The following is a 13,207-nucleotide window of genomic DNA, read 5'->3' as shown; positions in this document are numbered from 1 at the left end:
TTTTAGTTATAAACTTAGTATTTGAAGTTTAGAGACAGTACTGCGCTACGACCTTCAGCTTCAGTTGCATAGTGAGATGCGTAAGCTTTAGTGAAATAACGTGTATCAGCCAAGTTGTTGACATTTAACTGAAGGTCAACATTTTTGTTTACGTTGTAACGTGCCATAGCATCGTAGCGAACGTAGCCAGGTACCCATTTGGTATTTGCAGCATTGGCATAGACTTTGTCCATCGCAATTGCGCCAGCACCTAAAGTCAACTGTGGCATGACTTGGTAAGTAGTCCAAAGTGTTGCAGAGTTCTTAGCAACGTTTTGAACTTGTTTACCATTATTGCTGTTTGGTGCGTAAATTGGAGCAGCTGTTGTACCAATATTCTCGAAACCACCATCAATGAGTTCACTATCTAAATAAGTATAACCCGCAGATACAGCCCATTTGTCCGTAATGTTACCGTTCACGCCAAGTTCAATACCATCGACACGTGTCTCACCAATATTTTGAGTTGTGCCTTCGTCCGTCGTTGCACGAGTATTGGTTTTTTCGGTACGGAAGATTGCAGCGGTTAAATTCAACTTCTCATTCAGCACATCCCATTTCGTGCCAATTTCATAAGTTTTAACTTCTTCAGGTTTTAAGTTCTGAATAGCTGCTGTAATACCTTCTGAACCATCACCACCATCGACACCCACTGGATTTGATGATGTTGCATAACTTGCATAGATCGAGCCATTTTCGACTGGTTTGTAGACTAAGCCGACTTGATAGTTGATAAAATCAGAGTCGTTTTTAATCGCTACTTTATCACCAGCTTTTGCTGTTGGAGGAGTCGTACTACTTCCTAATACCGCACTATTACGCGCGCCATATGTCATGGTCTGCTTAGCAGAATAATCATCCCAACGAAGACCTAAATCTAAAATCCATTGCGGGCTAAATTCAATACTGTCTAGGAAGTAAACAGAGGTATTTTCATTTTCAATGTTATAACGGTCAGCGCCTTCGGTACTGATGCTGCCTGTCCATGGACCACGATTCGGATTTTGTACAGAAGTACACCAGCCTGAAGCAATAGCAGCTGCATTACATGAGCTATTCGCAGCACCTGTAGTGGTCAAACCATCAATAATATATTGGGTACGATCAGTTTCTTGGTCTGAGTACTCAGCACCTAAGTTAAAGCTGTGCTTTAAGCGACCTGTATTAAATTTACCTGTTAAAGCCAATTGGTCTGTAAAGGTCTCAGTATCAGCTACACGGGAGTTTGCACGCGCCCAAACATTTCCTGTTAAAGCCCCTGTAGCACTATAAAAATTACCTTTTGAATCATCTGGATTTGTCCAAAGGTAGTCATTTTTAGACTTGTTATAAACAGCGGTATTGCTAAGGGTTAAATTATCAGTAAGATCATGTTCAAGTTTGATCGTTCCTGATTGGTTTTCCTGTTTTTGGAAATCACGATCTTTCCAGCCGTAATACATGCCTTGTTCAACATCGATAGGTTTACCATTGCCATTTAAGCCTACTTTAGGACTTGTAGCAGAAAATGGGTTGTTATATGGAATACCTGAATCAGGGGTATCATCAGTTTTGAGGTAGTAGTAGCTTAAAGTTGCACGCGTGTCGCTGTCTAGACCAAAAGTAATACTTGGCGCAATACCTGCACGTGCATATTCAGTACCATCTTCTTGACCCGCTTTGTCGTTGTGGTGACCCATTACGGCAACACGAGCAGCAATACCATTACCAAAATCTTTGTTACCGTCTAAAGTAATACGTTGGTAATCATCCGTTCCTGCACCCACAGAACCTTCTAAAAAGTCACCTTTTTTTGCAACTTTAGAAATCATGTTGATGCTACCACCAGTTGTACCTGCACCGCCCATAGCAGATGCAGAACCTTTGGTAATTTCAACTTGTTCAATCGCAAACATTTCACGGTTTTGAGAAGTAGAGTTACGTACACCGTCTACATACATTGAACTTTCAGAGTTATAACCACGGATAAATGGACGGTCACCATTTGGGTTACCACCTTCACCTGCACCAAGTGTGATCCCAGGCACTGTGCGTAAAGCATCGCTTAAAGTTGTAACTTGAGTGTCTTCAATCAACTGTTTAGAAATAACCGACACTGACTTTGGTGTGTCGAGTAGGGGAGCAACGAACTTGCTGTTTGCAGATTTGTCTACTTTCAAACTTTGTTCTGCTGCCGCTTCCGTGTGAATTGTTTCTAATTGCGCGATTTGATCTTGCGCAACAGCATTGACTGCAACCACAGAGAGTGTTGAAGCGATTGCTGAAGAAACCAGCTTTTTACGTGTTTTGATGAAGGCCATAACGAATCTAGTTCTAGCGTTGTAAATTAGTATGCGAATAATAATGATTCTTATTTTTTGTAGCATAACTATTACATTGGAATTGTCGATGCCCAGATATATTTGTGTAGAAAAAATAAATGTAATAATGTAATGAATTTAATTTAAGTTTTTGATTTTTATTTAAATTGGAAAATTAGATTATATTTTTGTAATGTTATTGGAATTTAGAATCCATTATTTTTAAGCTAAGTTTGAAGGTGTTTCTCAAGTGAATATGTATAAATTATGTTGGATCTATATTAGCTATGTACGAAGAAAACCCTGCTGAAGCAGGGTTTTCTTTAGATATGACTATTTTTAGAAGTCGTAAGAAACAGATAGCCAAAGGTTACGACCTGGTAGATATGTACCAGACATGCCTGAACTAATGACCATGTAGTCGTAATAAGAAGCAGGATTACCATTGGCATCAATATAAGTGCCATTGCTTGTAAAATCTTTATCCAACAAGTTATTGACTGCGCCATTAAAACGGAGCTGATCATTCACAACATAGCTGGCACCCAGATTGAAAAGATTGTAGCCCTTTAATTTATTGTTTGTTGCATTGTAAATAATCGCTGAATCACCTGCTGTTTGAACGGTACTGTAGCGCTTACGTTCTGATTTATATTCATGTTGTAACCATAGATCCAAGGATTCATTAATATGCCAAGTTGACGTCATATTAAAGGCATTTTTAGGCACGTTATTCAGGTAAGAACCTTTGTTTTCACCTTTGGTAATTTCTGATTCCATGTAGGTATATGCTGCTTTGATATCCCACTCAGGAATGATGGTATATTTTAAGCTAAGCTCAACGCCTTTAGTTTCTGCCTCATTTGCATTGATTTTTTGAGCAAAACTGGCTTGAGTGATATGTGAACCATAACTCACACAGCCTGGAGCATTCGGATTTACTGTAGAGAAACAATTTAGTAATTCTGGCCCGTCAGTAATTAAGTTATCAATCTTGTTAAAAAATGCAGTGGTGGTAAGGTCTAAATTACCATTATTATAATTGAATCCGAGCTCATAGTTGATTGATTCTTCTGGTTTTAAGTCTGGAGAACCAATATTAAAAGATGTGCCTTGTCCAGTTATACTAATAATGCCATTATGAAGATCTTTAGCGGAAGGAGCTTTATAACCTGTGCTGACACCACCTTTAAAAGTGAGATGATCATTTGTATTCCAAACTAAATAAGCGCGTGGACTGAATTGGCCACCGAAGCCTGAATGGTCTTCATAACGACCACCTAGAGTAAAACCAAGATTATCTAAGATGCGCCACTCATCTTCTGCATATACAGAAAAAGAGTCTTTTTTAAATTTAGCGCCAATACCTGCAATGTCATCAGCAATTTCAGCCTCTTTATATTCAGCACCAACTGTTAACTTATGATCCGCAATGGGTAAAACTACATGTGAGTCAGCAACAAAATCAGTATTTTTTAAAGTTCGATCTTGTCCAGCTGAAGCATTTCCTGGGAAAGTATTACGAGGGATTGTACGTCCAATCGTTTCGGTTTGAGTTTGGCTGATGTATGAGGTCCATTTACCAAAGCTATAGTCGCCATCATGACCAGCAGAGATTTGGTCACGTTTAAATTCCAATTCATCTTTATAACCAGAAGCACGTGCTGGCGTATCAAGTGTACCTAAACGGTTATCATCATTTTTATAGGTTTGGCTTGAATGGAAACCATCAATCCAGAAAGTATTTTGATCATTCAGATTAAATGCTAGTTTTCCACCGACATCATAGGTATCTGCTTCACTTGGACGCGGGTCACGACCTGACGTTCCAGGAATACGTTCAGATTTTTGACGGTCTAAATAAGAGCCACGTAGTTGTATTCCAAGTTTATCTTGAATAATTGGACCATTTACAACAACACTGGTTTTCCATGAGTCTGCTTCGCTGCCATGCTCCATGACATTGCCACCGACAGTGACATTGCCATTCCAATCATTACTAATTTTTTTTGTAATAATATTGATGACACCACCCATGGCTTCTGAGCCATAACGAGTTGCCATTGGTCCACGAATGACTTCAATACGCTCAATCGATGATAAAGGTGGTAAAAAGCCATTTGAGGATTCACCAAAACCATTTGGTGTGACATCTGAAGAAGTCGTTTGACGACGACCATCAATTAAAATCAGGCTATAGTTATTGTCTAAACCACGCATGCTAATATTCAAGCCAGAAGTTTTACCGATTCCATTACGAATATCGATACCTGGTACATCTGCTAATAGGTCTGCAATGCTGGTTGCATTTTTCTTTTCAATATCTTCTTTCGTGACCACGCTAATTGAAGCTGGTGCATTTTTAATATCTTGTTCAAAACCCGCAGCTGAAACCACAATAGTGGAAAGCTGATGGGTAGATGAATCTTCAGTTGTTGTTTCTGCGAAAACAGGAGTGGTGATTGCCCCAAGCAATGCCAATGAAAGAGGGTGTAGATTAAACTTACTCATAACTAGAGTTCCAATGATGGACGAGAAAAAAATTGAAAAAAACGATTAAAGTTGACGCAAATATTAATGGTAATATTTATCATTTGCAACAAAAAGCCATAAAAAATATAATACTTTGCGCTTAATCAGTAGCGATTTAAAAATATTCAAAATAAAAAACGATAAATGAAGAAAAAATATGTGGTTTCAATCGGGTGTTTTGTATATCGTTCAATGTTGTCATATAATGTGGCACTTTTTAAAATTGTTCTTACCAAAAGATTGAGGAAGCCATGCAAGTAACTTCTGAAGCGGTTTCGGGTGTTACCCGTCGTTTAAATGTATCTGTACCGACGAGCCGTGTTAACGAGCAGTTCGAAGCTCGCTTAAAACGCACTGCTAAAACTGTGAAGATCAACGGCTTCCGTCCAGGTAAAGTGCCAGTAAATGTTGTTCGTCGTGAATATGGCGCGGGTATCTACCAAGAAGTCGTAAGCGACATTATTCGTGACACAGTATTTGAAGCGATCCAACAAGAAAAAATCAATGCTGTTGGCATGCCAAACATTGAAAAATCTGAATTAAAAGACGACGCGCTTGTATACGAAGCGACTGTTGAAGTTTATCCAGAAGTTAACGTGAAATTTGATGGTTTAGAAGTTGAACGTAAAGCATCTGAAGTAAACGACAAAGATGTTGATCAAATGATCGAAAACCTTCAGAAGCAACGTGCTTCTTGGGCTGAAACGAAAGGCATGGCTAAAAAAGACATGCAAGTTACTTTCGACTTTGAAGGTTCAGTAGACGGTGAGAAGTTTGAAGGCGGTTCTGCAGAAGACTTTAAACTTGTTTTAGGTTCAGGTCGTATGATCCCTGGCTTCGAAGACGGCATCGTTGGTATGAAGAAAGGCGAAGAGAAAGTGATTGATGTAACTTTCCCTGAAGATTACCAAGCTGAAAACCTTGCTGGTAAATCAGCTCAATTCAAAATTACTGTGAAGCTTGTTGAAAAACAAAAACTTCCAGAAGTTGATGCTGAATTCCTTAAAATCTTCGGTTTAACTGAAGAAGAAGGTATTGAGAAGTTAAAAGCTGACGTTCGTAAAAACATGGAACGTGAAGTGAAAAATGGTTTGCGTAATCAAGTGAAAGGTGCAGCTTTTGATGCACTTGTAGCTGCAAACGAAGTTGAACTTCCTGCGTCTATGGTTGCTCAAGAAGTTGACCGTCAACGTCAACAAATGATCCAACAGTTCACTCAGCAGTTTGGTGCTCAAGGTGCGAAAGCATTTGACTCAAGCATGCTTCCAGATGAATTGTTCAAAGAACAAGCTGAAAAATCTGTAAAATTAGGCGTACTGGTAAGCAAAGTTTTAGCTGATGCTAAAATCGAAGTAGATCAAGCACGTGTTGATGCTTACATCGAAGACATGGCTTCTTCTTACGAAGATCCAGCTGAAGTGATCGAATACTTCAAAAATGACAAACAACAACGTTCGCAAATCGAAGCTGTTGTGTTAGAAGACCAAGTGGTTGATCACATCTTAGCGTCTGCTAAAGTAACAGATACTGCTGTAAGCTACGAAGACTTATTGAAAGAGCAACAAGCTCGTCAACAAGGCTAAGTTTAGCTAAAGTAAAAAAGGCGCTTTGAGCGCCTTTTTTATTGTGATCTGGGTTTGTAAAAGGCCTTACGTTCACAAAGCTTATGCAAAAAATATCTGTTATTTACTTGGGAATATTTTGCATTTTCAGCAATTATCCCTCATATTGTGACTATGAGTTGAGTAACAAAAAATTTAGGAATAAGTAAACGTATGTATATTCCAACTATCGATAATGCCTTAGTTCCAATGGTTGTAGAACAGTCATCTCGCGGTGAACGTTCATTTGACATTTATTCACGTCTTTTGCGTGAACGCGTCATTTTTATGACTGGTGAAGTTGAAGATAACATGGCGAATTTGATTGTCGCGCAAATGTTGTTTTTAGAAGCGGAAAATCCAGATAAAGATATTCATCTTTACATTAACTCACCAGGTGGTTCGGTGACTGCGGGTATGGCGATTTACGATACCATGCAATTTATTAAACCAGATGTTGTGACCTATTGTATGGGTCAAGCAGCATCAATGGGCGCTTTCTTGCTGAATGCAGGTGCGAAAGGTAAACGTTATTGCCTTGAAAATGCACGTGTCATGATCCACCAACCGTTAGGCGGTTTCCGTGGTCAGGCATCTGATATTGAAATTCATGCACGTGAAATTCTGTTCATTAAAGAACGTTTAAACCGTTTAATGGCAGAGCACAGTGGTCAAGACTATGAAACTGTGGCACGTGATACTGACCGTGATAACTTTATGACAGCGCAAGCTGCAAAAGAATATGGTCTCGTGGACGAAGTGTTATCTAAACGTCCATAAGTTTTAAAAGTTTAGAATTGGAGTGAATATGTCCGAACATCCTCAAGGACAAAAGCATTGTTCATTTTGCGGTAAAACGCAGTCTGAAGTTGGGAAACTGATTGCAGGCGAGGACGCGTACATCTGTAATGAATGTGTGGACGTATGCTTAGACTTGGTGCAAACCAGTCAACAAGTTGAGTCGGGTGACTGGGCTGCAAAACCCTTACCTAAACCTCACGAAATTCGTGCGGCACTAGATCAATATGTCATTGGTCAAGATGTGGCAAAGAAAACCTTGTCAGTTGCTGTCTATAACCACTATAAACGTCTTAAAGCGACACATGGTGGACATAAACACGACGATGCTATTGAAATTGCGAAAAGTAATATCTTATTAGTAGGACCAACAGGTTCGGGTAAAACCTTGCTTGCGCAAACCATGGCGCGTCTTCTCGATGTTCCTTTTGCTATGGCTGATGCAACGACACTTACCGAAGCCGGTTATGTCGGTGAAGATGTTGAAAACATTGTACAAAAGCTTCTACAAAAAGCAGACTACGATGTAGAAAAAGCGCAAAAAGGTATCATCTATATCGACGAAATCGACAAGATTACCCGTAAGTCTGAAAACCCATCGATCACGCGTGATGTGTCGGGTGAAGGTGTACAGCAAGCGTTACTGAAAATGATCGAAGGTACGGTTGCCTCTATTCCACCTCAAGGTGGTCGTAAGCATCCGCAGCAAGAATTCATTCAAATTGATACTTCAAATATCTTGTTTATCTGTGGTGGGGCATTCTCGGGTCTTGAGAAAATCGTACAACAGCGCCAAGAAAAAGGTGGAATTGGCTTCACGGCTGAAGTGAAGAAGAAAGATGAAGGCAAGAAATTGTCTGACTTGTTCCGTCAAGTTGAAGCGACCGATTTGGTGAAATTTGGTCTGATTCCAGAGTTTATTGGTCGTTTACCTGTAATTGCGACCTTGGAAGAGTTAGACGAAGAAGCTTTGATGCAAATTCTGACTGAACCGAAGAATGCATTGACCCGTCAATATCAACATTTGTTTGATATGGAAAACGTTGATCTGGTTTTTGAAGACTCAGCACTACGCGCTGTGGCGAAAAAAGCTTTGGATCGTAACACGGGTGCACGTGGCTTACGTTCTATTTTGGAAAATACGCTGCTTGAAACCATGTACGATTTACCAAGTCGTACCGATGTTGGTACGGTTGTGGTGAATGAAGACGTGATTAACGGCACGGCTGCACCATTATTTAAGCCAGAGCGTTTACCAAGAATCGAACAGAAAGATGCAGCTAAAGTTGATTTAAAAGTGATTAATTCAAAGTCCGCTTAAGTTGTTATTCATCTGAAACGTGTGAAAATCGAGTGTTTTCACACGTTTTTTTATATTCAAAAAAAAGAGGGAATGCTACTCTGCATCAATAGGCTGGGATGCCTAGATTAAAACTAAAAATTCAGTATCAAAATAAAAATACGTCGTGAGGAATAGTCATGCGTGCAATGACGATTACGCTTTTAAGCAGTTTCATTTTATTGGGTTGTCACGGAAAAGCGACAGTTGAACAACCTGAATTAACATCAACGCTCAGCCATGAGATTGATTTTGAACACGATCCAGGTATGGTCGAGCAGTATCGCATTGGAGTGTTTAGCGTAGGTGGATGGGTCAACCAAAAATTAGGACAGCGTTTTCAGCGTGTCCAACCCCAGCATGAACAAGCCGCGATGGTTTATCTGTATCGTCCAGACTCAAAATGGAACCGACAAGAAATTGTTGCGTCGAGTTTATTTATCAATAAAGAACGCATTCCAAGCCTGCTGAACAATCATTACTATTGGGTCGAATTGCCCGCTGGGACTTATCGTTTATCCAGTAGTCGGCCTTTGGGCATTAACTATTTTCAAAAGCCGAAATATATCGATTTTACCGTAGAAGCGGGGCAGTCTTATTTCATCAAGTATGATGAAGAGAACTTGTCCACACGTCGTGATGTTTCGGGGCCTTTGGCGGTCATACCTGAAAAAATTGCGATTCAAGAAATTGCATTTACCCAGTTAAAGTCCAACAGCTACAACTTTGTAGCGGAAGATCAACACACGGGTGAGTTACGAAAGAAAGCGCAAAAACTTAAACCTGCCAAATATGACCCAAGTGAAGATGTTCAGCTGATGAAGCCCTTTAAGCTGTGGAATCCTTTAACTTGGTAAGTGAGCTATTGTGCTTTTTTGGCTTGTTCAAATAATGGTGTCAGGGTCTTTTCAATTTGACGATTCATTTCCAGCTGAATAGCTGGATCTTGCATCATTTCAGCAGACATGGCGATGCTATTACGCATGATTTCACTCATCATTTTGCTGCTTTTTTTATTGATAGACTGGCCTAGAGGGGTTTCGAGGAACTGAATGTTGGCCAACACTTCCTCTTCGGTAAAGGTCTGCATATAGACATTTTTAAGCATTTGCATAAATTTTGGATCTGAAATCAATTTACTGCTAAATGATGCTGTGATTTCAGCGATTTGTTTGGCTGCTTTTTGCTGTTCAGTATTGAGTGTTGATGTTTTAAAAATATTCTTAATAATTTCTTCGGCTTGCTGGTCATAGACGGGGCGCATTTCTTGCTGAGACTGCGCTAAAGTGCCTTTAATATCACCTAGTTTGAGCGCCTTTTCTACCGATGCTTCGGTCGCTGGTTTGGCAAAAGACGCTGTGGTAAGGACACATAAGGTAATACCGCAAAGGATGTGATTTAATTTTTTCATTGTTGGTCTATATCTTTTGATTAAGTCTATAAAAGTAGGTAAAAAAAATACCCTTAACATGACCTTAGCATGTTAAGGGTATCCAAAAAAGTAAAACTTAAGTTTTAGCCCGCTGCAGCATCGACTACTGGAATTTTACCAATTTTCGCTTGCCAGATTTTTGGTGCTGTTGCGTGAATAGATGTGCCATTTACATCAACTGCTACCGATACAGGCATGTCTTTCACTACAAATTTGTAAATCGCTTCCATACCTAAGTCAGCAAAAGCAACCACTTCAGCTTCACGAATTGCTTTAGACACAAGGTAAGCTGCGCCGCCCACTGCCATCAAGTAAGTCGCTTTGTTGTCTTTAATTGCTTCAACAGCTGCAGGGCCACGGTCCGCTTTACCGATCATGCCGAACATACCTGTTGCTTCAAGTACTTGGCGTGTGAACTTGTCCATACGTGTTGCTGTTGTTGGGCCAGCAGGACCAACCACTTCATCACCGACTGGATCTACAGGGCCAACGTAGTAAATGAATTTACCTTTTAAGTCGACAGGAAGCTCTTCACCATTGTTTAGCATGTCTACCATGCGTTTGTGTGCAGCATCACGACCTGTATAAATTGTACCGTTTAGAAGCAAAGTGTCGCCTGGTTGCCAAGCGTTCATTTCTTCTTGGGTAATGGTGTCGAGGTCAACACGCTTAGAGGTTGATGAATCCCAAGTGACTGATGGATAGTCTTCAAGTTTAGGTGCTTGAATGTGTGCAACACCTGTACCATCAAGTTGGAAGTGTGCGTGACGAGTCGCTGCACAGTTTGGAATCATGCCCACTGGTTTGCCAGCAGCGTGACATGGGTAATCTTTAATTTTAATGTCTAGAACTGTGGTTAAGCCGCCTAGGCCTTGCGCGCCAATACCCAGTGCGTTTACTTTTTCGAAGATTTCCATACGAAGTTCTTCGATTTTATTTTCAGGGCCACGACGAAGCAATTCGTCCATGTTGATTTCTTCCATGAGCGATTCTTTTGCAAGCATCATGGCTTTTTCAGCAGTACCACCAATACCAATACCCAACATACCTGGTGGACACCAGCCTGCACCCATGGTTGGAACAGTTTTTAGTACCCAATCCACGATTGAGTCAGATGGATTTAACATAGCCAGTTTAGATTTGTTTTCTGAACCGCCACCTTTTGCCGCAACGGTAATATCCACTTTGTTGCCTGGAACAAGTTTGTGGTAGATCACAGCAGGGGTGTTGTCTTTGGTATTTTTACGACCAAAAGCTGGGTCAGCCAATACAGAAGCACGCAATACGTTTGAGTTTTCTAAGTAACCTTGACGTACGCCTTCGTTGATTGCATCGTCTAAGCTCATGGTTAAATCAAATTTAACATCCATGCCCACTTCAACGAATACGTTGACGATACCTGTATCTTGACAGATCGGGCGGTGACCCTCTGCGCACATACGCGAGTTAATTAAGATTTGTGCGATCGCATCCTTCGCAGCTTTGTTCTCTTCACGATCATATGCACGGCTCATCGCTTGGATGAAGTCTTGTGGGTGATAGTAAGAAATGAACTGAAGCGCGTCTTTGACCGATGTGATCAAATCATCTTGCTTGATAATAGTGGTCATACAAATATCTCTTGAGCGGGCTGATAGCTAGCGGGCTAAATTATAAGACAAAATGCCGAGGTTGTGGATGTTTTGCGAAGCCTTTGGGCGAAAGTTTAATAGTTGAACAAAATTGATGAGAAAATGAGGTTATAAACGGTGGTAAATATGACAAAAATATCTAAATTTAATGAAATATTTCATGTCTAAATTTGGATTATGAATATGGTTTATTGCTTAAGGTATTGAATATAATGTAAAAATAATAATATTGAAATATGACAACACTGTCATAAAGTTGTCATAAAACTTTCGCATAATGCATTCATCAAACAATAGGACATCGAGCATGTTGACAGGTTTAGTGATGGCTGCGGGTTTTTGTGTATATATCGCAGCGACTTGGATGTACGGTCAAAAAGAAGATCAGGCTTAAGCTTTATCTTCTTTTTTTGTTTTAAGCTTTCTTCAAATCTTCAAATCTTCAAATCTTCAAATCTTCAAATCTTCAAATCTTCAAATCTTCAAATCTTCAAATCTTCAAATCTTCAAATCTTCAAATCTTCAAATCTTCAAATCTTCAAATCTTCACTTTATCCTATCGATGGGTTCTAATTTTTCCGCATTTGGGATGGAGAGTAGCCGAAGTGCTTTTTAAAGCGATGGCTAAAATGACTGCTGGAGCTAAATCCATACTGTTCCGAAATGTCTGTCATATTAGCAGTCGTCTGCTGTAGAGCTTGGTGTGCCAGTTCAAGTCGACGTTGCATCACATATTGGTGCGGTGGCATGTGCATGGATTGCTTAAACATATGGGCAAAATGATATTCACTGAGCTGAGTTTGTTCAGCCAAATCTGATAAGGTCAAGCTTTGCTGAATATGCTGATCAATCCACTCTAATAACTGTTTCAGGGTATATGGGGACAGCCCACCTTTGACTTCAGGGACTTGCCATTCGGTATGGCTATAATTTTTAATCAAATGGTTGAGCAGAAGCGTTGTGGCCGTACTCATCTGCAAGTGATTTTCCCTGTTTTGCCAAGCCCCATTGAGTAAAAAGTGTCGATAGATCATAGCGATCTGTGGGTCGGTCACGAAACTTTGTGGATTTAAAATAATTTGGCTTGGCTCACGATCCCAGACCTGTTCGGCGACGCGTTGTAGGTGTTTTTCAGTATAGTACAGATGCACAAAAGTCAGTGGGTCGCGCAGATCCCAAGTGGATTCAAAATCCTGTGGCATCAAGCACATATGATCTGGCCCACCGCCATTATGCCAACCTTGAGCTGTCTTTTGGTAACTGTGATATCCCCCTTGAATGTACATACTAAGGGTATGGTGGTTACTACAAACACTGACACGGTCTTGGTTGTTTTGCCACATGGCCAACTGCATGCCCGAACCCAGTTCGACCGAGTCGAGGAGTTGAGCTTTATGTTGTTGTAATTGATCTAGAATCTGATATTTCATCATCTATACGCAGTGCCGAATGGAAGAATGAGTGTAGGACTTTGATTTCATTTTGTCATCTATATCCGAAAATCAGTAAAAAACCACAAGTTCATGATAGTGACC

Annotated in this window: 9 protein-coding genes; 4 read left to right on the top strand and 5 right to left on the bottom strand. The window is 40.2% G+C overall.

Annotation, left to right across the window (positions count from 1 at the left end; translation table 11 throughout):
• Positions 1–14 precede the first annotated feature (14 nt).
• Both KVY11_RS08935 and KVY11_RS08930 read right to left on the bottom strand, forming a co-directional pair.
• Positions 15–2,339: a TonB-dependent siderophore receptor gene (locus tag KVY11_RS08935; RefSeq protein ID WP_218288714.1), complete on the bottom strand. Its 2,325-nt coding sequence runs from the start codon at positions 2,337–2,339 to the stop codon at positions 15–17.
• A 339-nt stretch (positions 2,340–2,678) separates the two neighbouring features.
• Positions 2,679–4,850: a TonB-dependent receptor domain-containing protein gene (locus KVY11_RS08930; protein WP_218288713.1), complete on the bottom strand. Its 2,172-nt coding sequence runs from the start codon at positions 4,848–4,850 to the stop codon at positions 2,679–2,681.
• Between the two features lie 272 nt (positions 4,851–5,122).
• On the opposite strand from KVY11_RS08930, the gene tig reads away from it, so the two are divergent.
• The 4 genes from tig to KVY11_RS08910 all read left to right on the top strand — a co-directional run bounded on the left by tig (position 5,123) and on the right by KVY11_RS08910 (position 9,466).
• Entirely contained in the window at positions 5,123–6,454 is a 1,332-nt protein-coding gene (gene tig, locus KVY11_RS08925; RefSeq protein WP_004979052.1) for a trigger factor, read from the top strand.
• 192 nt (positions 6,455–6,646) lie between these two features.
• Positions 6,647–7,252, top strand: a complete 606-nt coding sequence (gene clpP / locus KVY11_RS08920) for an ATP-dependent Clp endopeptidase proteolytic subunit ClpP (protein ID WP_004692427.1) — start codon at positions 6,647–6,649, stop codon at positions 7,250–7,252.
• Between the two features lie 28 nt (positions 7,253–7,280).
• Positions 7,281–8,591, top strand: a complete 1,311-nt coding sequence (clpX, locus tag KVY11_RS08915) for an ATP-dependent protease ATP-binding subunit ClpX (protein WP_218288712.1) — start codon at positions 7,281–7,283, stop codon at positions 8,589–8,591.
• A 158-nt stretch (positions 8,592–8,749) separates the two neighbouring features.
• A complete protein-coding gene (locus KVY11_RS08910; RefSeq protein ID WP_218288711.1) occupies positions 8,750–9,466 on the top strand; it encodes a DUF2846 domain-containing protein in 717 nt (238 codons plus the stop codon).
• A 5-nt stretch (positions 9,467–9,471) separates the two neighbouring features.
• Here the strand turns inward: KVY11_RS08910 and KVY11_RS08905 are convergent, their stop codons facing one another.
• The 3 genes from KVY11_RS08905 to KVY11_RS08895 form a co-directional block, all read right to left on the bottom strand.
• Positions 9,472–10,020 carry a DUF2059 domain-containing protein gene (locus tag KVY11_RS08905; protein WP_218288710.1) on the bottom strand — a complete coding sequence of 183 codons (549 nt, stop codon included), beginning with the start codon at positions 10,018–10,020 and terminating at the stop codon, positions 9,472–9,474.
• A 104-nt stretch (positions 10,021–10,124) separates the two neighbouring features.
• Complete coding sequence (locus tag KVY11_RS08900; RefSeq protein ID WP_004692421.1) at positions 10,125–11,651, bottom strand: fumarate hydratase; 1,527 nt, start codon at positions 11,649–11,651, stop codon at positions 10,125–10,127.
• A gap of 590 nt (positions 11,652–12,241) precedes the next feature.
• Positions 12,242–13,102 (bottom strand): AraC family transcriptional regulator, encoded by an 861-nt coding sequence (locus KVY11_RS08895; RefSeq protein ID WP_218288815.1) that lies wholly within the window; start codon positions 13,100–13,102, stop codon positions 12,242–12,244.
• Positions 13,103–13,207 lie beyond the last annotated feature (105 nt).

Origin of the sequence: Acinetobacter sp. CWB-G5 (assembly GCF_019209785.1) — a bacterium.
Taxonomy (GTDB): domain Bacteria; phylum Pseudomonadota; class Gammaproteobacteria; order Pseudomonadales; family Moraxellaceae; genus Acinetobacter; species Acinetobacter johnsonii.
Note: the sequence above shows the minus strand (reverse complement) of the source record. Positions and strands in the feature narration are given on the sequence as shown.